The 20,980-nt window shown below is 69.7% G+C and carries 16 protein-coding genes and 2 pseudogenes; 14 read left to right on the top strand and 4 right to left on the bottom strand.

Annotated features, from left to right (window positions below; all coding sequences use genetic code 11):
• Positions 1 to 55: 55 nt before the first annotated feature.
• The 9 genes and pseudogenes from IE264_RS37975 to metF form a co-directional block, all read left to right on the top strand.
• Positions 56 to 688: pseudogene (locus IE264_RS37975) on the top strand (phosphoribosylanthranilate isomerase); the annotation flags it as partial.
• A gap of 54 nt (positions 689 to 742) precedes the next feature.
• Complete coding sequence (gene upp, locus IE264_RS18660; protein ID WP_032753936.1) at positions 743 to 1,381, top strand: uracil phosphoribosyltransferase; 639 nt, start codon at positions 743 to 745, stop codon at positions 1,379 to 1,381.
• Between the two features lie 88 nt (positions 1,382 to 1,469).
• Positions 1,470 to 2,153: an NAD(P)H-dependent oxidoreductase gene (locus IE264_RS18665; RefSeq protein ID WP_015612117.1), complete on the top strand. Its 684-nt coding sequence runs from the start codon at positions 1,470 to 1,472 to the stop codon at positions 2,151 to 2,153.
• 132 nt (positions 2,154 to 2,285) lie between these two features.
• Positions 2,286 to 6,287, top strand: a complete 4,002-nt coding sequence (locus IE264_RS18670; RefSeq protein ID WP_032753553.1) for an amino acid adenylation domain-containing protein — start codon at positions 2,286 to 2,288, stop codon at positions 6,285 to 6,287.
• A 10-nt stretch (positions 6,288 to 6,297) separates the two neighbouring features.
• Positions 6,298 to 7,242, top strand: coding sequence for a pseudouridine-5'-phosphate glycosidase (locus IE264_RS18675; RefSeq protein WP_032753554.1), 945 nt, complete (start codon positions 6,298 to 6,300; stop codon positions 7,240 to 7,242).
• Positions 7,243 to 7,333: 91 nt separating this feature from the next.
• Positions 7,334 to 8,056, top strand: coding sequence for a HemK2/MTQ2 family protein methyltransferase (locus IE264_RS18680; protein ID WP_015612120.1), 723 nt, complete (start codon positions 7,334 to 7,336; stop codon positions 8,054 to 8,056).
• 113 nt (positions 8,057 to 8,169) lie between these two features.
• Positions 8,170 to 9,393, top strand: coding sequence for a methionine adenosyltransferase (gene metK / locus IE264_RS18685; protein ID WP_015612121.1), 1,224 nt, complete (start codon positions 8,170 to 8,172; stop codon positions 9,391 to 9,393).
• Between the two features lie 2 nt (positions 9,394 to 9,395).
• A complete protein-coding gene (locus IE264_RS18690) occupies positions 9,396 to 10,379 on the top strand; it encodes a carbohydrate kinase family protein (protein WP_032753937.1) in 984 nt (327 codons plus the stop codon).
• The gene (gene metF / locus IE264_RS18695) at positions 10,376 to 11,278 is read left to right on the top strand and encodes a methylenetetrahydrofolate reductase [NAD(P)H] (RefSeq protein WP_015612123.1); all 903 of its coding nucleotides are present in this window, start codon (positions 10,376 to 10,378) and stop codon (positions 11,276 to 11,278) included. The genes IE264_RS18690 and metF overlap by 4 nt, the downstream gene beginning before the upstream one ends.
• A 33-nt stretch (positions 11,279 to 11,311) precedes the next feature.
• Here metF and IE264_RS18700 read toward each other — a convergent pair whose 3' ends face one another.
• Positions 11,312 to 12,187 (bottom strand): LysR family transcriptional regulator, encoded by an 876-nt coding sequence (locus IE264_RS18700; protein ID WP_032753559.1) that lies wholly within the window; start codon positions 12,185 to 12,187, stop codon positions 11,312 to 11,314.
• Positions 12,188 to 12,450: 263 nt separating this feature from the next.
• Here IE264_RS18700 and IE264_RS18705 point away from each other — a divergent pair, with 263 nt between their 5' ends.
• The 4 genes from IE264_RS18705 (at position 12,451) to IE264_RS18720 (ending at position 16,299) form a co-directional block, all read left to right on the top strand.
• Positions 12,451 to 13,092, top strand: coding sequence for a mycothiol-dependent nitroreductase Rv2466c family protein (locus IE264_RS18705; RefSeq protein WP_015612125.1), 642 nt, complete (start codon positions 12,451 to 12,453; stop codon positions 13,090 to 13,092).
• Positions 13,093 to 13,146: 54 nt separating this feature from the next.
• Positions 13,147 to 14,100 (top strand): EamA family transporter, encoded by a 954-nt coding sequence (locus IE264_RS18710; protein ID WP_032753561.1) that lies wholly within the window; start codon positions 13,147 to 13,149, stop codon positions 14,098 to 14,100.
• A 96-nt stretch (positions 14,101 to 14,196) separates the two neighbouring features.
• The gene (locus tag IE264_RS18715) at positions 14,197 to 15,408 is read left to right on the top strand and encodes an MFS transporter (protein WP_015612127.1); all 1,212 of its coding nucleotides are present in this window, start codon (positions 14,197 to 14,199) and stop codon (positions 15,406 to 15,408) included.
• A gap of 411 nt (positions 15,409 to 15,819) precedes the next feature.
• Entirely contained in the window at positions 15,820 to 16,299 is a 480-nt protein-coding gene (locus IE264_RS18720; RefSeq protein WP_032753563.1) for a hypothetical protein, read from the top strand.
• A 291-nt stretch (positions 16,300 to 16,590) separates the two neighbouring features.
• Here IE264_RS18720 and IE264_RS18725 read toward each other — a convergent pair whose 3' ends face one another.
• Positions 16,591 to 16,776, bottom strand: a complete 186-nt coding sequence (locus IE264_RS18725) for a hypothetical protein (RefSeq protein ID WP_032753565.1) — start codon at positions 16,774 to 16,776, stop codon at positions 16,591 to 16,593.
• Positions 16,777 to 17,350: 574 nt separating this feature from the next.
• On the opposite strand from IE264_RS18725, the pseudogene IE264_RS18730 reads away from it, so the two are divergent.
• Positions 17,351 to 18,097, top strand: a pseudogene (locus IE264_RS18730) (DNA-methyltransferase).
• 98 nt (positions 18,098 to 18,195) lie between these two features.
• Here IE264_RS18730 and IE264_RS37980 read toward each other — a convergent pair.
• Both IE264_RS37980 and IE264_RS18740 read right to left on the bottom strand, forming a co-directional pair.
• Positions 18,196 to 18,501, bottom strand: coding sequence for a DUF5655 domain-containing protein (locus IE264_RS37980; RefSeq protein WP_229887628.1), 306 nt, complete (start codon positions 18,499 to 18,501; stop codon positions 18,196 to 18,198).
• A 239-nt stretch (positions 18,502 to 18,740) separates the two neighbouring features.
• Positions 18,741 to 20,942, bottom strand: a complete 2,202-nt coding sequence (locus tag IE264_RS18740; RefSeq protein ID WP_051821675.1) for a hypothetical protein — start codon at positions 20,940 to 20,942, stop codon at positions 18,741 to 18,743.
• Positions 20,943 to 20,980 lie beyond the last annotated feature (38 nt).

Raw genomic sequence — 20,980 nt, forward strand, 5'->3', positions numbered from 1 at the left:
GATTCCCCTTGCAGACCGGCCCCGGCCCCAGCCGCCGCGGCCCGAGGAGGCAGACATGTACGGCTTGATCCAGGTCGCGGGCGTCATCGACCAGTCCGAGGCCGACCTCATCATCGAGGAGGGCGCCGACTGGCTCGGCTTCGCCCTGCGCCTTCCCGCCAAGAACGAGGACCTGTCGGAGGCCGACGCCGCCGCCATCGTCAAGGCGATCCAGCCCGACAACAAGGGCGTCATCATCACCTACCTCACCGACGCCGACGAGATAGCCGCCTTCTGCGCCGAGATGGGCGTCGGCGCGATCCAGCTCCACGGTGACGTGACCCCCGGCGAGCTGCGCCGGCTGCGCACCCTGGCCCCGGACCTCTACGTCCTCAAGAGCCTCGTGGTGAAGTCGGACAACATCGACGAGCTCCGCGAGATCGTCGACACCTCCGCCGAGTGGGTCGACATGTTCATCACCGACAGCTTCAACCCGGCCACCGGAGCCAAGGGGGCGACCGGGCTGACCCACGACTGGTCCGTCAGCGCCGAACTCGTACGGATCTCACCCAAGCCCCTGATGATGGCCGGCGGGCTCACCCCGGAGAACGTCGGCGCGGCCATCGAGGCCGTCCGCCCCGCCGCGGTGGACTCCCACACCGGCCTGGAGGACCCCACCACCCGCCGCAAGGACCGCCAGAAGGTGCGCACCTTCGTGCAGGAGGCCCGCGCCGCCTTCGCCCGGGTCGCCGCGGAGGACGGGATCCACCTCCTGCCGCAGACCAACCGGCTGCGCGCCCTGCACTCGATCGTCCGTGACCACCAGGCCAAGCGGGAGGACTTCGTCCCCGCCGCCAACCGGATCATCCGCGGGCTCCTCGACGCCGCGCTGGACCTCCTCCCGTACGAGCCCCGCGACGTCCGCACCCCGGTCGGCCGGACCTACCACGGCCTCTCCCCGGCCTCCCGGGTCTACGGCGTCTCCATCGCCCGGGCCGGCGACAGCATGGAGTCCGAGCTGCGCCTGATGGCGCCGGAGACCCGGCTGGGCAAGATCCTGATCCAGCGGGACAAGACCACCAAACTCCCGCACCTGCACTACGCGGCGCTGCCCGAGGGCATCGACCAGGGACATGTGCTCCTCCTCGACCCCATGCTCGCCACCGGCGGCACCGCACTCGCCGCGATCGGCGTGCTGCTCGACCACGGCGTGCCCGAGGAGCACATCGTCTTCGTGAACCTGCTCTCCGCCCCCGAGGGGATCAAGGCGGTCCACGACCGTCACCCCGGGGTGCGGATCGTGACCTCCTCCATCGAGGAGCGCCTCAACGAGGACGCGTTCATGCTTCCCGGCATCGGTGACTTCGGGGACCGCTACTTCGGGACCGACATCCCGGCGTGATCCCCCTCCTCCGCCGGAGCGGGCGGGGCTCCGCACCCCGGAACCCCGCCGCTCCGGCCCCCCGACCATCGCAGTAAGGAGTACTTCCGTGTCCACCGCCGACACACCCTCGCCGACGACGAAGCTGTCGATCGTCTACTACTCGGGCACCGGCAACGTCCACAAGCTCGCCGTGGCCGCCGAGGAGGCCGCCGCGAAGGCCGGGGCCGATGTCCGTCTGCGCCGGGTCCCCGAGTACGTCGAGGCCTCCCTGGCCCCCGAGTTCACCGAGTGGACCGAGGCGTGGAGCGAGAACGCCGGGGCCATCGCGGAGATTCCCGCCGCCACCGCCGACGACCTCGACTGGGCCGATGCCATCCTGATCGGCGGCCCCGGCCGGTTCGGCATGATCGCCGCGCCGCTCAAGCACTTCATCGAGCTGGCCTGGCCCCTCAACGCGCGAGGCGGCCTGGCGGGCAAGGTCATGTCGTCGTTCACCTCGACGGGCGCCCAGCACGGTGGCCAGGAGGCGACGATCCTGTCGCTGAACACCGTCTTCTACCACTGGGGCGGGATCATCGTCGCGCCCGGCATCACCGACGACATCATGTCGGCGCCCAGCAACGGCAACCCCTACGGCGTCAGTTCCGTCTCCGGCCCGCAGGCGATTCCGGGCCGGCTGGCGGAGAACGTCACCGAGGACAACCTCGCCGCCATCGGCTACCAGACCCGCCGCATGCTGGAGGTCGCCGACGCACTGCGAAGGGGCCGGAGGGCCGGCGCGGACCGCTGACCGCCCGTCAGCTCCCCGGCACGGCCCCGGAACACTCGGCTGTTCCCCACAGACCGCCGGGTGTTCCTCACGGGCGGATCACCACCGAACCCCGCCCACCTCACGGCATACACGCACACCCAGGGGACTCACATGACCACCGACGCGTCTGACCGGAAGCCGGCCACCCGCCTGTCGTTACCCGAAATGCTCCTGCGTACCGCCGCCGAACGCCCGGACGACACAGCGGTGATCAGCGGCGACGAGCACGTGACCTTCGCCGGACTGGTCGGGCGAAGCCGAGGACTGGCCGGACACCTCCGGGACATCGGCGTGACCGCCGACCAGTGCGTGGGGGTGTTCATCGAACCCTCGTCCGACCTGATGGCCGGGGTGTGGGGCATCCTCTTCGCGGGCGGCGCCTACCTGCCGCTCGCCCCGGAGTATCCCGAAGAGCGCCTGCGCTACATGATCGAGCACTCGGGCGCCAAGGCGATCGTCACCCAGGGCCACCTCGTCGAGCGCCTGGCCGCGCTGGCCCCGGCGGACACCGTGATCGTCCGGGTCGAGGACGCCCGTGACAGCGACCCCGGCGCGGACGTCACCGTCGCCCCCGACTCGCTCGCGTACGTCATCTACACCTCGGGCAGCACCGGCCGGCCCAAGGGCGTCATGATCGAGCACCGGAGCATCGCGAGCCAGATGTCCTGGCTGCGGTCCGCCCACGGCATCGACCGCACCCGGGTCGTCCTGCAGAAGACGCCGGTCAGCTTCGACGCCGCCCAGTGGGAGATCCTCGCCCCGGCCGTCGGCTCCCGGGTCGTGATGGGCGGCGCCGGCATCCACCGGGACACCGAACGCCTGGTCGAAGCGGTCAGGACCCACGCCGTCACCACCCTCCAGTGCGTCCCGACCCTGCTCCAAGCGCTCCTGGACACACCGGAGTTCGGCTCCTGCCACTCGCTGGAGCAGGTCTTCACCGGTGGTGAGGCCCTCTCCAAGCCGCTGGCCCGGGCCTTCCTGGAGAACCTCCCCGGGTGCACCCTGGTCAACCTGTACGGACCGACCGAGTGCACGATCAACTCGTCGTCCTTCACCGTGGCCAGGTCCGCCGTCGGCGAGGGCCCCAACTCGATCTCCATCGGCGCCCCGGTCGACGCCACCGACTACCACATCCTCAGCCCCGGCCTCACCGAACTGGCCGTGGGCGAGATCGGCGAGCTGTACGTCGGCGGCATCCAGGTCGCGCGCGGCTATCTGCACCGGCCCGACCTGACCGAACAGCGGTTCACGGACAACCCGTTCGGCCCCGGGCGGCTCTTCAGGACCGGCGACCTGGCCTACTGGAACGCCGACGGCACCGTCCAGTTCACCGGCCGCGCCGACAACCAGGTCAAGCTGCGCGGCTTCCGGGTGGAGCTCGACGAGATCAGACTCGCCATCGAGACCCACGACTGGGTCCGGCACGCGGTCGTGCTGGTCAAGAGCGACGCCAGGACAGGGTTCCAGAACCTGATCGCCTGCGTCGAACTCGACCCGAAGGAAGCCGCCCTGATGGACCAGGGCAGCCACGGCGCGCACCACCAGTCCAAGGAGAGCAAGCTCCAGGTCAAGGCCCAGCTGTCGAACCCCGGCGTACGGCCCGCGGCCGAACTCGCCGGCCTCCCCGCCCTGGACCTGCCCGGCCGCGAGCCCACACCGGCCCAGCGCGCCCTCGCCTTCGCCCGCAAGACCTACCGCTTCTACGAGGGCGACGCCCCGGTGGCGGAGGCCGACCTGCTGAAACTGCTGGCCCGCCGCCCCGCCGCCGTACGCGGCCGGGAGCTCCGGGAGCTGGACACCGAAGGACTCGGCGCGATCCTGCGGAACCTCGGGCAGCACCTGAGCCCGGAGCGGCTGCTCCCCAAGTACGCCTACGCCTCGCCCGGTTCGCTCTACGCCACCCAGCTGTACCTGGAGATCACCGGCTTCCCGGGAATCACCCCGGGCATCCACTACTACCACCCGATCGACCACCGGCTGGTGCTGATACCGGGGGAGGGCGGGACGGCGGAGGACGGACAAGTCCCGCGGATCCGGGCCCACTTCCTCGGCCGGCGCGGCGCCATCGAGCCCGTCTACAAGAAGAACATCCAGGAGGTCCTGGAGATCGAGGCCGGCCACATGATCGGACTCCTGGAGGAGGTCCTGCCGGGTCACGGCCTCGACATCGAGGCCGCCCCGTTCGTCCCGGAGACCAAGGACCTGCTGCGGGTCGCCGACGAGGACCACTACCTCGGCGCCTTCGACCTGGTGCCCTACCGGGGCCCCCGCCCGGACGAGGACATCGACCTGTACGTACAGATCCACCCCGGAAAGGGGGTGGACCGGCCGGCCGGTCAGTACGTGTACGAGGGCGACCGGCTGCGCCTCGTCTCCGGCGACCTGGTCCTGCGCAAGCAGGTCATCGCGATCAACCAGGCGGTCTACGACCGGGCCGGCTTCGGGATCTCGGTGATCAGCCGCTCCCCGCAGGAGTGGCGGCGCTACATCGACCTCGGCCGCACGCTCCAGCGGCTGTCGATGAACGACCTCGACATCGGCTTCATGTCCTCGGGCTACAGCTCGCAGAGCGGCGACGACCTGCCCTCCGCCCGGCGGATCGACGCCGTCCTGCGCGAGCTCGGCCGGCCGGGCGGAGCCTCGTACTTCTTCGTCGGCGGCCGGGTGAGCCAGGAGCAGCGGCGGCACGAGGGCATGCGGGAGGACGTGGTCCACATGCGGGGGCCCGCGGAGCTGATCCGCGACGACCTCGTGAACTACCTGCCGGACTACATGATCCCGAACAAGGTCGTCGTCCTCGACGCCCTGCCGACCACCGCCAACGGCAAGATCGACCTCAAGGCCCTCGCCGCCTCCGACAAGGTGGACGTCGGAACGGCCGACCGTCCCTTCGTGGCCCCCCGCGACGAGACCGAACGCCGGGTCGCCGCGCTGTGGAAGCAGGTGATGAAGCAGGAGAGCGTCTCCGTGCAGGACGACTTCTTCGCCTGCGGCGGCAACTCGCTGCTCGCCGTCGGCCTGATCAACCGGATCAACCGGACGTTCGGGGCCGGGCTGCCCCTGGAGGTCATCTTCACCTCACCGACCGTGGAGGGGCTGGCGCACCGGATCGCCGGCGATCCGGCGAGCGGCACCTCACGTCTGGTCCCCCTGCAGCAGGAGGGCTCCGGACGCCCCGTCCACTGCTGGCCCGGCCTGGGCGGCTACCCGATGAACCTGCGCCTCCTGGGTGAGCGGCTCGGCACGGACCGGCCGTTCCTCGGGGTGCAGGCGCACGGCATCAACCCGGGGGAGACCCCGTACAGCACCATCCGGGAGATGGCGGCCGAGGACGTGAAGGCCATCACGGCCCGGCAGCCGGAGGGGCCCTACACGCTGTGGGGGTACTCCTTCGGAGCCCGGGTCGCCTTCGAGGCCGCGTACCAGCTGGAGCAGGCCGGCCACACCGTCGACCATGTCTTCCTGATCGCCCCGGGCGCCCCCGAGGTGCGCACGGAGGGGCCGGAACGGCGGACCGCCTCGTACACCGACCCCACCTTCGTCGCCATCCTGCTCTCGGTCTTCACCGGGCGGATCGACGGCGAACTGGCGGCGCGCTGCCTGGCCGAGGCCGGCGACGAGCTGGGCTTCGCCGAGTTCGTGGCCGCCCGGATGCCGGGCATGGACCGCGACTGGGTCCTCCGGATCATGCGGGTGGTCTCGCTGACCTTCGAGTTCAGCTACACCTTCCGCGAACTGAGGGAGCGTCGGATCGCCGCGCCCATCACCATCTTCAAGGCGCAGGGCGACAACTACTCGTTCCTGGACGGCAGCAGCGGCTTCTCCTCCGCGCCGCCGACGGTCGTCGAGCTGGCGGCCGACCACTACGCCGTGCTGCGCGAGGGCGGGGTCGACGAGCTGGTCGCCGCCGTACGCAGACGGCTGGCCGTCACCCAGGAGGCCATCGCGGCGCACGTCAGCATCAAGCACGCGCCGGTGTCGCTGCGACCCGAGCAGTGGACCCGGCTGCTGGAGGCCCTGACCGAGACGGTCACCTCGGCGTTCAGCTGCGAGGCCAAGGAGGTCTCGATCGCCTTCGAGGCCATGGCCGACCACGGCTCCGAATCCCACTGAGAGGACCACGGTGACCACCCACCCGCACATCCCGTTCGTCGTCAGCGCCGAAGTGAGCGACGCGCTGAGCGAGGGGCGGCCGGTCGTCGCGTTGGAGTCCAACGTGATCACGCACGGCCTGCCGTACCCGCAGAACGCCGAAACCGCCCACGCGGTGGAGAGCGCCGTCCGCCGGGGCGGCTCCGTGCCCGCCACCATCGCGGTCGAGGACGGCAAGATCCTGGTCGGGATGACCGACTCGGACATCGAGCGGTTCGCGACCGGATCGGACATCCCCAAGGTCAGCAGCCGGGACCTGCCCGTCGTCCTGGCCCAGGGCCGGCGCGGCGCGCTGACCGTCGCGTCCTCGGTCGTCGCCGCCGAACTGGCGGGCATCCCGTTCTTCGCCTCCGCCGGCATCGGCGGGGTGCACCGGGGCGCCGAGACCTCGATGGACATCTCCTCGGACCTCGTCCAGTTCACCCGATCCAAGGTGGCCGTGGTCTGCGCCGGAGCCAAGAAGATCCTGGACCTCGGCCTGACGCTGGAGTTCCTGGAGACCCACTGCGTGCCGGTGGTCTCCTACCGCTCCGACGACTTCCCGGCCTTCTACTGCCGCTCCAGCGGCTTCCGCAGCCCGTCCCGCGTCGACGAGGACGAGGTGATCGCGCGGGCGATCGAGAACCACTGGGCCCTGGGCGGCCAGGGCTCGTTCCTGATCACCACCCCGATCGCGGCCGAGGACGCCATCGACAGCGAGGAGGTGGACGCCGTCATCACCGAGGCGATCGCCGCCGCCGACCGGGACGGCGTCCGCGGCCAGGCCGTCACCAAATACGTCATGCGCGCCGTGGACGCGGCCACCCAGGGCCGGACGTCCCGCGCCAACGCGGCCGTCCTGATCAACACCGCCGAGGTGGGCGGCCGGCTGGCCGTGGCGCACGCCCGGCTCCGGGCCGGGTCCGGGCCCGTCTGACGTACCCCCTCTCCACCCTCTCCACCCTCTCCACCTTCTCCACCCGACCGGACGCGATCCCTCGCGTACGACACAGGAATGGATACGAACCATGACGAAGCTCGATCACCAGTCGGCCACCCAGGCCGAGTCCTACCGCCCGCTCGTCTCCCCGGAGCGGGTGCAGGAGATCAAGGGACTGCGCGAGGCCATGTCCTCGCAGGGCGGCGGCGAGGAGGGTGAGCAGACCCACCCGTTCCTGGGCCTCACCCTGCGCGTCCCCTCCCAGGTCATGACCCCCTGCCCCGTCTCCCCGATGCTCGGCGGCGCGGTCTTTGCCGAGGTCCAGCCGGGCGACCGGGTCCTCGACATGGGCACCGGCAGCGGTTCGCTGGCCCTCATCGCCGCCAAGAAGGGCGCCGACGTCCTGGCGGTGGACCTCAACCCGCACGCCGTGACCGCCGTCCGCGCCAACGCCGAGCTCAACGGGGTCGCCGACCGCGTCGAGTCGCGCGAGAGCGACGTCTTCGACGCGGTCGAGGGCCGCTTCGACCTGATCATCTTCAACCCGCCGTTCCAGTGGTTCGCCGCCAGCGACTACGCGGACGTCGCGGGCACCGACGCCGGCTACCAGGCGCTGACCCGCTTCTTCCGCTCGGCCCGCGCCCACCTGACGGAGAAGGGACGCATGATCCTCTTCTTCAGCACCATGGGTGACGTGGAGTACTTCGAGAAGCTCGTGGCCGACGGGGGCTTCGACCACAAGGTGGTCTTCTCCACCACCCAGCCCGTCTTCGACGTGCAGGTCGAGTTCTCCGTGCACCGCCTGTCCTGATCCCGGACACCCGCCGGGGCCTCCTTTTCAGGGGGAGGCCCCGGCGGGCCCCAGGTCCGCCGGACCGCAGTCCCGTCCCCGCACGCCCGCCCGTACGACAGGAGCACCACGCCGTGTCCAGACGTCTGTTCACCTCCGAGTCGGTGACCGAGGGCCATCCCGACAAGATCGCCGACCGGATCAGCGACACCGTCCTCGACGCCCTCCTCGCCCAGGACCCGCGGGCCCGGGTGGCGGTGGAGACACTGATCACCACCGGCCAGGTCCATGTGGCCGGCGAGGTGACCACGTCCGCCTGGGCCGACATCCCCGCGCTGGTGCGCGAGGCCGTCCTGGAGATCGGTTACGACTCGTCCGCGAAGGGCTTCGACGGCGCCTCCTGCGGTGTCTCGGTCTCCATCGGGGCGCAGTCGCCGGACATCGCGCAGGGCGTCGACACCGCGTACGAGAAGCGGGTCGAGGGGGCTTCCCAGGAGGACGGGAGCGACGAGCTCGACAAGCAGGGCGCCGGTGACCAGGGCCTGATGTTCGGCTACGCCAGCGACGAGACCCCGGAACTGATGCCGCTCCCGATCCACCTCGCGCACCGCCTCGCACGGCGCCTGACCGAGGTCCGGAAGAACGGGACCATCCCCTACCTCCGCCCCGACGGCAAGACCCAGGTGACCATCGAGTACGACGGTGAGACCCCGGTCCGCCTGGACACCGTGGTGGTCTCCTCACAGCACGCGGGCTCCATCGACCTCGACGCCCTGCTGACCCCCGACGTACGCGAGCACGTGGTGGAGCACACGCTGGCCGGTCTGGTGGAGGACGGCATCAAGCTGGAGACCCAGGGCTACCGGCTCCTGGTGAACCCGACCGGGCGTTTCGAGATCGGCGGCCCGATGGGCGACGCCGGGCTCACCGGCCGGAAGATCATCATCGACACGTACGGCGGCATGGCCCGCCACGGTGGCGGCGCCTTCTCGGGCAAGGACCCCTCCAAGGTGGACCGTTCCGCCGCGTACGCGATGCGCTGGGTCGCCAAGAACGTGGTGGCCGCCGGGCTCGCCACCCGCTGCGAGGTCCAGGTCGCCTACGCGATCGGCAAGGCCGAGCCGGTCGGACTCTTCGTCGAGACCTTCGGCACCGCCAAGACCGACGTGACCACGCTCCAGAACGCCATCAAGGAGGTCTTCGACCTCCGCCCGGCAGCGATCATCCGCGACCTCGACCTGCTCCGCCCGATCTACGCGCAGACCGCCGCGTACGGGCACTTCGGCCGCGAGCTCCCCGACTTCACCTGGGAGCGCACCGACCGGGCCGAAGCCCTCCGCGCCGCCGCGGGGATGTGACCATGGACATCGCCGTCACCGGATCCATCGCGACCGACCATCTGGCCACCTTCCCGGGGCGCTTCACCGAGCAGATCCTCCCCGAGAGCCTGGCCACGATCTCCCTGTCCTTCCTCGTCGACGACCTCCAGGTGCGCCGGGGCGGCGTGGCCGCGAACATCTGCTTCGGACTGGGCCGCCTCGGGCTGACCCCGGTGCTGATCGGCGCCGCCGGCACGGACTTCGCCGAGTACGACGCCTGGCTGCGGGCCGCCGGTACCGACACCGGATCGGTCCTGCTCAGCACCGCGCGCCACACCGCCCGCTTCATGTGCACCACCGACGCCGACCACAACCAGATCGCCTCCTTCTACCCGGGCGCCATGGTGGAGGCCCAGGAGATCGACCTGAACGAGACCGTGGACCGGGTCGGCGCCCTCGACCTCGTCCTGGTCGGCCCGGACGTACCGGAGGCGATGGTCCGCCACACCAGGGCCGCGCACGCCGCCGGCATCCCGGTCGCGGCGGACCCCTCGCAGCAACTGGCCCGGCTCGACCAGGAGTCGACCCGGACGCTCGTGGACGGGGCCCGGTACCTCTTCACCAACGCGTACGAGAGCGCGCTGCTGCAACAGCGGACCGGGTGGAGCGAGGCCGAGGTGCTGGCCCGCGTCGGCGTCTGGATCGTCACCCGGGGCGCCGACGGCGTCTCGATCCTGACCGCCGGCGGGCCCGCCGAACAGGTGCCCGCCGTCGCGACGGACCAGGCCGTCGATCCCACCGGGGTGGGCGACGCCTTCCGGGCCGGCTTCCTCGCCGGACTCTCCCGGGGGCTGCCGCACCGCCGCGCCGCCCAACTGGGCTGCGCCCTGGCGACGATCGTCCTGGAATCCTCCGGCACCCAGGAGTACAAGCTGCTCCCCTGGGACCTGTCGGAGCGGCTGACGCGGGCCTACGGGTCCGAGGCGGCGGCGGACACCGGCGCCTGGCCCGGGGAGCCGGTGTGAGCGGCCTGCGCGAGCTGCTCGCCGCCGGAACCCGTTCCTTCTCCTTCGAGTTCTTCCCGGCCAGGACCGAGGCGGGCGCGGCCGGCCTGTGGGAGGTGGTCCGCCGGATCGAGGCGTTCGCCCCGAGCTTCGTCTCCGTCACCTACGGGGCCGGGGGCTCGTCCCGGGACCGTACGGTCGAGCTGACGAACCGGATCGCGGCCGAGACCACCCTGCGCCCGGTCGCCCACCTCACGGCGGTGGCGCACTCGGTCGCCGAACTGCGGCATGTGATCGGCCAGTACGCGGACGCCGGCGTCCGGGACGTGCTGGCCCTGCGGGGGGACCCGCCGGGCGACCCGAACGCGCCCTGGATCCCGCACCCGGACGGCTTCTCCCACGCCTGGGAACTGGTGAAGCTGGTACGGGAATCGGGGGCGTTCAGCGTCGGCGTGGCCGCGTTCCCCGAGCGCCATCCGCGCTCCGCCGACTGGGAGTCCGACGTACGGCACTTCGTGGCCAAGTGCCGCGCGGGCGCGGACTACGCGGTCACCCAGATGTTCTTCCGGGCCGAGGACTACCTGCGGCTGCGGGACCGGGTCGTGGCGGCGGGGTGCGACACCCCGGTCATCCCCGCGATCATGCCGGCCACGGACCCCCGGCAGATCGCCCGGTTCGCCGAGCTGAGCGGGGCCACCTTCCCCGACGACCTGGCCCGGCGCCTCCACGCGGCGGGTGGCGGGGAGGAGGGGAGGCGGATCGGCATCGACTTCGCGGTGGCCATGGCCGAGAAGCTGCTCGCCGAGGGCGCACCCGGCCTGCACTACATCACGCTCAACCGGTCCTCGCCGACCTCGGAGATCCACCGCGAGCTGCTCGGCTCCGCCCTGACCGCACCCGCCCTGACGGCCCACGCCTGAGCCACCACCGCGGCCGGGGCGCCCCGGCCGCGGTCACTCCGGCCCGATGCCCAGCAGCTCCAGGAACGCGGTGGCCGCCGGGGTGAGGCTCTCGCGGCCCCAGATCACGTACTCGGCCCGGGACGGCGCGTCCGTGACCTCGATCGTGACCAGGCCGGTCAGCCCGGCGACGTACGCGGGCGGGAGCAGCGCCACACCCAGGCCCGCGCCGACCAGCCGGGCCAGGTAGTCCGCGTTGGTCACCTCGAACGGCACCTCGCGGGTGAGGCCGGCGGCGGTGAAGGCCAGATCGGACTGGGCCCGGCCCGCGGTCTTCGCCGGCAGGTCCACGAACACCTCCGACGACAGCCGGCGCAGGTCGACCGAGGTCTCGCCGGCGAGGGGATGGTCCGGGGAGACCACGGCCACCAGCCGCTCCCGGGCCAGCTCCCGCGCCAGGACGCCCTGGGGGCGGGCCGTGACCGGGATGCCGAGGAAGGCCACCTCGATCTCGCCCAGCTTCACCTGCTCGACGAGCTCGTTGCTCGCTCCCACACCGAGGCTGATCCGCGCCTTCGGATGGAGCTGGTGGAACTTCTTGAGGACGGTGGGAATGTCCACGGCGGCGACGGTGGGGATCAGCCCCACCGCCAGGCGCCCGCGCACCTCCCCGACAGCCGCCGCGACCTCGGCGGCGGCCCGCTCCGCCGCATCCAGGCACTGGCGGGCGACGGGCAGGAAGGCCGCGCCCGCCGGGGTCAGCCGGACCCGGCGGCTGGTGCGTTCGAAGAGCCGCGCACCCAGTTCGTTCTCCAGGCGCGCGATCTGGTGGCTGAGCGCGGACTGGACCACCAGACAGCGCTGGGCGGCCCTCGTGAAGTTGTTCGTCTCGGCCACCGCGATCACGTAACGCATCTGCTGGAGCTCCATGGATCCATCGTGATACGAGATCCATCGGGTGACAAGCATGTGTTGGACTGATTGATACCCCCGGCCCGACACTGGTGGGGACCGCACACGGCAGGAACGCCCTCGGGCCCCTTCAGCCGGGCGAGCCCGTGATCAGGGCCCCTCCGGCATGCCCGGAAGCCGCTCCCGCCACAGCCCCCTCATCTCCCGCACCTGGGCGCACACCGCCGAGGCATGCCTTCGCGCGCCCTCGTGCCGCGACACCGAAAGGACGAGCGACCGCCATGAGCACCACGCCACCGCGTTCCGAGACGACCGTCGCCGACATCTGGGTGGACCCCCGCTGCCCCTGGGCGTGGATCACCTCACGCTGGATGCTGGAGGTGGAGCAGGTCCGGCCGCTGGAAACCCGTTTCCACATCATGAGCCTGTCGGTCCTCAACGAGGGCCGCGAGGTCCCGGAGAAGTACCGCCAGGGCATGATCGACGGCTGGGCCTGCGTGCGCGTGTGCGTCGCGGCGCAGCAGCGCCACGGCAACGAGGTGCTGCGCCCCCTGTACAACGCCATGGGCCGGCTGATCCACCACGACAAGGCCGGGCTCGGCCCCGACATGATCAGCGCCGCCCTGGCGGAGGCGGGTCTGCCCGCCGACCTGATCGAGGCCGGGGAGGACACCTCCTGGGACGAGCCGCTGCGCGCCGAACACCACCAGGGGATGGACCCGGTCGGCTCCGAGGTCGGCACCCCCGTCATCCACGTACCCGGCCCGGACGGGAAGCCGCTGGCGTTCTTCGGCCCCGTGCTCACCCCCGCCCCCCGTGGCGAGGCCGCCGGAACGCTCTGGGACGGGGTGCTGGCCGTGGCGAGCATCGACGGCTTCTTCGAGCTGAAGCGCGGCCGTGACCGCGACCCGATCTTCGACTGAGCCGGCTGTACGGACGTCGGGGGCCCTGATGGTTCCTGCGGGATTCGAGGCAAGATGAAGAGCAGACAGAACGTACTCACGGCGGCTGTGACCGGCCTGGCTCCGGCGGTCTGGGGCAGCACCTACCTGGTGACCACCGAGCTGTTGCCACCGGACCGGCCGCTCCTGGCGACCACCATGCGGGCCCTGCCCGGCGGCCTGCTCCTGCTGGCCCTCGGGCGGAAGCTTCCCGTCGGTGTCTGGTGGTGGCGCGCCCTGATCCTGGGCGTGCTGAACATCGGCGCCTTCAACTTCCTGCTCTTCTTCGCGGCCTACCGGCTGCCGGGCGGCATCGCCGCCATGATCATGTCGGCCCAGCCCATGTTCGTCGTGGTCCTCGCCGCCCTCTTCCTCGGGGAGAGGATCAGAGCCATCCACGCCCTGGCCTGGGCCATGGGCGTCGCGGGGGTGGTGCTCCTGGTCTTCAGGGGCACGGCATCCCTCGACACCCTCGGAGTGCTCGCCGCGGTCGGCGGAGCACTGTGCATGGCCCTGGGCATCACGCTGACCAAACGGTGGGGCCGGCCGGAGGACGTCGGAGTGCTGACGTTCACCGGCTGGCAACTCACCGCGGGCGGCCTGGTCCTGCTGCCGTTCTGGCTGGCACTGGAAGACCTCCCCGACACGTTCACCGGCTCCAACATCATCGGATTCGCCTACCTCATCACCTTCGGCGCGGTCCTGAGCTACATGGTCTGGTTCCGCGGCATCGGGCGGCTACCCGCCGTCGCGGTCTCCTTCCTCGCCCTGGGCAGCCCCGTCGTGGCGACGCTGCTGGGCTATCTCGTCAAGGACGAGACGCTGTCCGTCCTGCAGATCGTCGGCATGGCCGTCATCTTCGCGGCCATCGTGCTCGGCCAGCCGCGCGCTCCGCGGCCGAAGCCGGGGGAGACCTCCCCCGCCCCACCCGGTACCACCGTCTCGCAAGTCCCCGACCAACCCGCTCTGGAACAGGAACGCAGCGGATAACGGCGGGCGCACCGTCCCTCGCCATGGACTCCCCGCCGGATCCCGGCGGCCCGAGGCATGCGCGTACCCACGCCTGACCACATCCGGAGAGATGACATGACCATTCAAGAAGAGACCAACCCACCCGCCACGTCGCAGAATCAGGTGTCCCCGGCCAGGGGATGGCTGGGCGTGGCCGCCATCACCGCCAGCCTGTTCGTCTTCCTCACCACGGAACTGATGCCGATCGGCCTTCTCACCCCGCTCAGTGAGAGCCTCAACGTCTCGGTCGGCGCGGCCGGTCTCATGGTCACGGCGCAGGGCATCGCGGCCGGCCTCGGGGTTCCGTTCATCGTGGCGTGGAGCCGGCGCGTCAACCGGCGCAAGCTGCTCGTCACGCTGCTGGCCGTGCTGGCCATCGGCAACCTGATCACCTCGATCGCCCCGAACTACCCGCTGATCCTGGGCACCCGCCTGATCATGGGCTTCGCCAGCGGTGTCTTCTGGGCCATCGGTGTCACCATGGCCATGCGGATCGTCCCGGAGAAGCACGCCAACCGGGCCGCCGCCGTCGTGATGTCCGGCATCTCCATCGCCACCGTCGTCGGCATCCCGCTCGGCACCCTGCTGGAGAGCGCCAGCGACTGGCGCACCACGTTCCTCATCTGGTCCGCCCTGAGCGCCGTCGTCTTCATCGCGGTCGCCGTCACCGTCCCGTCGCTGCCCTCGGCCAACGCGGTCTCGGTCCGCGAGGTCTTCACCCTGCCGCTGAAGAACGTGCAGCTGCGGGTGGTCCTGATCATGGTCGTGTTCTTCGTCCTCGGCCACTTCGGCGCCTACACGTTCGTCCGCCCCTACCTGGAGGAGAGCACCTCCGCCACCGTCGGCTTCATCACCGTCGTCCTCATCGTCTTCGGTATCGGTGGCGCGGTCGGCAACTTCATCGGCGGACACACCGTCAACAAGAGCCTCCGCGGCAGCTTCATCGTGGGCGGCCTCATCATGGTCGCCTCGCTCGTCCTGCTGCTGACCATCGGCGCCAACAAGGTCGGCGTGATCATCGCGATGACCCTCTGGGGCCTCGCCTTCGGTGTCGTCCAGCTCAGCCAGATCAACATGACGCTCTCGGCCGCACCCCAGCAGTTCGAGGCCGCGATGTCGCTCAACACGATGGCCTACAACACCTGCATCGCCCTCGGCGCCCTGATCGGCGGCCTGTTCGCCGACCACGTGGGAGTGTCGAGCGTCGTCTGGTTCGGCATCGTCCTGGTCGCTCTCGCCGTGATCCTCCGCTCCGTCACCGGCCGCGGAACCGCGCCGGCGAGCTGACCCCTCCCGACCACCGGAGCGCGGTCCGGTCCCGCCCTCGCCCCGAGGACGGGACCGGGAAACGGACGTCGCGCACAACCCCCGCCGCGATGACCCGCACCGCATTCGGTGCAGTGGGCGCGTGCTCCGCCGAAGACGGCGGAGCACGCGCCCTTTTCGTTCCCGCCCGGTACAGGCGGCTTCACACCATTTGATGGGTCACCCTCTGGAGCGCCCATGGATTCATTGTGACCGTCACCGGTGAATCCGGTACGTCGGAATTCTTTGTGTCCACTGCTACCAGCGGTGGGGCCTACAGGTCGTTCCGCTTGGACACTGACGGAAGAATCGGTACTCACATCAACGGGATGAGGGGCAGGGGTGCGGCGGTCCGCAAATGGGCGATAGGGTCCCCGGTGGGAGTATCTCGACGTGGTTGAGGCGGAACGTATGACTGGCAGTAGCTCCTACGCGAGTCACCCGGAATACCTTCCGGATTTCATGAACGACCGCCGCGACGATGACGGTCGCCAGGTCGTGAAGTTGGATCTCGCAGAGAACCACGAACTGGCATCGGCCACCCTGAGCAGGTTTCCTGCTGCCACCGGTGACGTGATCGACTTCGAAACCGTTTCGTTCGAAGAGCGCCTCTGGTGGGACGACGAGGAGCACTGGACGAAGATGGCTTCGGAGCTTCTTTCCTCGTACGTACAGAGGGGGGAGCGAGTCGCCATCATTTGGGGAAACTATGTGATGCCGACCGTGACCATGCCTGCGGATGTCGCAGTGCGGCACGCGCAGGACATCCTCGACGCCGGGCCGCACTTCTGGATTCATCCGCTCGGCGGTTCGGTGCTCATCGAATGTCTGATGGACGGACAGGTGACGATCGTGACTGTTCCGTCGGCCTGAGCCCTGCGTACGGCAGTGACCGCCGATACCGAGAACCGTGCGGTACCGGCAGACATCGGCCCGTGCTGCAGCGGCTGTTGCTGTTCGCGCTCCCGTCGCTTAGCCGACCCGCACGGAATTCCCTACGCTCCCAAGGCTTTCGGCCGCGCGGTGCGTCGGCATCCGCCTGGTCGGCCTGTCCGGTCCCAGCCGCAGGTGTGGTGAGAAGACGGCCCGGCACGGCCTCTGTGGTGCGTCCGGCGCCTGACCGATTGAGCAGCAGGTCGGACAGGGTGGGGCGGCATCTGCATGTCAGATGTCGCCGCCGTCCAGGATTACCTTCACCTGCTTGGCGACTGCGGAGGTGTCCACACTCTGTGCACCGCCGGTCGAGCACGAGGCCGAGGCAGTCCCGGCACCGATGCCAAGGATCGGAAGCGCCAACAGCAGTGGTCCGGTGGCGCACAGACGGACGAGGGCTCCGGTCGTCTTCTTCATCGCCGCCCTTCAGCACGACGGCGGTGCCGACCAGGTGACGGGGGCGGGACGGGGCGCGGGTGTGTCAGGGCATGCTGCATCGCAGCGGCTCCTCGGTGTTCGTAGGAGGCGCGGTGCCGACTTCTCGTGCAAAGCCGTCGGCACCGCGCCGATGTGCATCCGCCTCTCGGCGGGCCCGGGTCAGAGAAGTTGGTAGCTGCCGGATGCCGGTTTCAGGTCACACGCGGCAGCCAGCCGCGCTCGTAATCTCAGGCAAATCACAGGGGCCTCCTCACGGCGCTCGCGGACAGATGGGCAACATGCCTCCGACGCCGCCCGATTGGACGAGACTGCACGGATAAGCACAGCTCAACGGAGGTGGAGCAGCGCTCCTTCCTGGTGACACGGCGAGACAGTAGACCGGGATTCCGGCCGCACCAAACGACTGCCATCCAGGGGCCCGAAGCAGGGAGCCACCTCGCTAGGCGCGGCCGGAATTCGCCGTTAACCTCCGCTGCAACCTCGCACCGGATGCACGCCGTTGAGTGCTGCCCGGAGCAGGTCCAGACTCCGCCGCGCCCGAAAAGAGGCCCCCATGAGCTACACGCTGCACCGAGGCGATGCCCTGACCGTCCTGAAGTCCCTCCCGGACGAGAGCGTCCAGGCGGTGATCACCGATCCGCCGTACAACTCCGGAGGCCGCACCAGCTCCGATCGAACCGGCCGCACCGCACGTGCCAAGTACGTCACGAGCAACTCAGCCCACGACCTCGCCAACTTCCCGGGCGAGAACCGCGACCAGCGCTCCTACCGCTCCTGGCTCACCGAACTGCTCACCGAGGCGTACCGGGCCTCGACCGAGCACGCGGTCGCGATGGTCTTCACCGACTGGCGACAGGAGCCGACCACCTCCGACGCCCTGCAGATGGCGGGGTGGACCTGGAGCGGCACGATTCCGTGGATTAAGCCGTCCAGCCGGCCCCACAAGGGCGGGCCGAAGTAGGACTCGGCGTTCATCATCTGGGGCGTCAAGGGATCCCTCGACAACACCCGCGACCTCTACCTGCCGGGCCACTACATCGCCTCCCAGTCCCGCAAGGGCCGGGTTCACATCACCCAGAAGCCGGTCGAGGTCATGCAGCAGCTCGTCCAGGTCTGCCCCGAGGGCGGCACCGTCCTCGACCCGTTCACGGGCAGCGGCTCCACCGGGGTCGCAGCTCTGCGCGAGGAACGCCGCTTCGTGGGCGTCGAGTTGTCCGCGCACTACGCCGACGTCGCCGAGGAGCGGCTGCGGGCCGAACTGACGAAGGTCGACTTCGAGCTGGCCGGACCGGAGGCATGAGCGTGAGATCGAAGAGAGGCCAGGGCCGGCGGCCCACAGACGCCAGAGGGGCGGCTGGAGCATCGACTAACCGATGCACCAGCCGCCCCCCTGTTACGTCAGGCCGCCTCGAACGCCCGGCGGATCAGCGGTGCCGCCTTCTCCAAGTCGGCTGCCGAGACGACGCGGGCCTCCAGGTCACCGGTCCCGAGGTGCCCGACGCCGCGCATGTCCCGGGTGAAGCCCTCCTCCTCCAGTTCGACCGTGTCCGGGTCGAGTCTGAGGTACACCAGGATCGCCTCGTGCTTCGGACGGAAGATCACCGACGCCACGTTCACCAGCCGTCGGTAAGCGATGTAGTGCCGCAGCGGCGCCACCTCCACCTCACCCCAAGCCGTGAGCGCCTCGTTCAGATCCGCGTACAAGCCACGCAGAAACTCGGCACGGCCCCGCCATCCGCAGTGAAGGATCCGCCGGAACCGTCAGAACGCGGTCGACCGCCGTAACCCGATCCGGCCTCGGCGAGACGAGGAAGCACTCGGGAAGCCGGTCACGGAATCCACGAGCAACAGCCCAGAAGGGCACCGTCGAAGGTCCGGTAGAGGACCAGGTCGATCCGCTCGGGCAGCCTCTGCACGGCCATCCGGATCGGTTCATGCGAACGTCACCGTAGTTCTGAGTGCTGGTGCAGTGCCATTCGCCAGTGCATGAAGAGCGCTGAGGGCCGGGGAACTAGACGATCCAGGATGAAGAGGACCTGTGGGTAGAGCGCATGAGGCCGGACGCCTCCGTGTGCGGCTATCAGCGTGGACAGGAGCGGCTTGTCGTCTCTCGTCTCGCGGTCGGCCTCGACGAGTACGGCGACCTTGTCGTCGGGGTGGAGAGCAGCGAGGGGAGCCCCTATCTTCCGAGACAGTCCGCCCCACGTTGTCGTGCGCCCCGCGCGGGCGTTCTGCCGGAGCGCTACGCGGACGGCGACGGCGTGGCCGCGTATCTGCGTCAGGGTAAGGCGAGCGCTGAGCTCAGTCAGGTGCTGCTGCCACCGCGTGATGTCGCCGTACTCGGCAGATGCAAGATCCGCGCCAACCTCTTCGGCGAGCTCCTTAGCGTTCCGGAGAATCCGACGCAATTCATCGGCATGGAGGTCGTCGCCGTCCCGGTTGAGAGCGTCGACTAGGGCAGACAGCCTCTCCCAGGTGTCGTACAACGCGTCAGCACGTTGATCTACCAGCCAGTCGGTGAGCGTGTTCAGGACTTCGTGAGCATCAGTCGATGGCGCTTTTTGCTCCGCAAGCCACAAGCTGCGCTCGAGGGTATCGAGGTCAGTGCTCCGCTGTGCCTCATGGGCAATGTCAAGCAGTGCGTCGAAGGCGGGGTCACCCTTGATCGGGGTGGCCTTGGTACGGGCGGGGGGCCGGTGCTCCCGCGCGAGGACGGGCGAAGGGGCAGGCAAGGAGGCCAGCATCGCCCGACGTTCCGATCCGTAGGCCGCGAGTACGCGGCGGCGCTCACGAAGCCAAATGTCGAGCAGATCGCTGCTGGAGAAGTCTCTCGTCCAGCCGATACCGTGCAGCACCTCTCGGAAGAATGGTGCAGGGCCTCCGTCGCGCCCCTTGATCAAGGCGCACAGAACGGGCTTGCCAGGCGTCCGGGGCTGCTCCACTGCCAGGAGCAACCTGACCCATTGCTCCGCTGAGAGGACACAGTCTCGGAGTGCCGCTTCCCTGCACAGACCTGTCGTTGTCACGCCCTTGCCGTTGCTTGCCGCATTCTCCATCGTGGCTCGGAAGGATGCGACGAGATTGGCTTCGGGAGGCAGCGCTTGTCGCTCGGCCGACGGGCTGGGCGGTGCGGCGGGGGAGGATGTGCTGGCTCTCGGACAGGCGTGCACAGTTGCTTGCGCCTGCTCCAAGGACTGGGCTTGGACCACCCACGTGCCGTCTCCGTCGATGGAGAGCGACGCGCTCGTCGGCCGATAGGTGTGCTGTCCTTCGGGTGAAGCGGCACGTGCGGGGAGTGACAGACGGGCTGTGACGCGCAGGGTGGTGTCGAACCAGCGATGGGTGACGGTGTTGCGTGTCGGTGTGGCTTCGGTGATGAGGAAAGAAGTGGAGGGAATCGCGAGGCGGGGCTCTGAGGTAACGGCCTGGCGGGGCACTATGCCGTCCGGCATGCGGATAGGACCCGGAGTGAGAATTCCGTCAGGAGTGAGCGTGCACTCCGAGAGCGACGTCCACTCCACCGGCATCTCGGGGAACTGTGCCCCGACCTCCACCACTCGGGACGCCCCGACGGACCGGCACTGCACGCGAAGGGCGTATCCCTGTCGTTCCATCTGCCAGTTGGCGACGAGACTGTCCGGTCCGAAAAACCAGTCGAGGTTGACGTGCCTGAGCCGCAGCTTTGCGTCCTCATCCTCCCATTCATGCTTTGAACGCCTGGCGAGTTGAACGCGTACGAGCTGGCGTCCGCCATCGTGCGACACATCGACGACATCACGGACTTGGTGTCCATGGGGCTTGTAGGCGGGACGGGAGGCCTTTCGGCCCTGTTGCTTCAGCCAGTCCGCGATGGCCTGCCCGATGTAAAGGTGATCGGCACTGCTCTCACCGACCTCCGTACGGTGGCAGTGCACAGGGGGCCGGTGAGCGAAGTGACACTTCTTGTCCATGTACCGCTTCGGGGACAACTTGGCGCCACAGCCGCCGAGCAGAACGCCGCAGTAGAAGTCATCACGTGTCCGGCCGCGCATGAACCGGTCGAAGTTGTCATGCGCGTAGGGCAGGAACACTGGCTGATCCGACTCGGCCCCGTAGGTGACCGCGGTCTGCACCTTGCGGGTGTCGTCTGCTTCGGAGTACGGCATGGGCTCTCCTACGACGGGTCAGGGACTGCGCCAGCGGT

Source organism: Streptomyces microflavus, from assembly GCF_014650075.1.
GTDB classification, from domain to species: Bacteria; Actinomycetota; Actinomycetes; order Streptomycetales; family Streptomycetaceae; genus Streptomyces; species Streptomyces microflavus.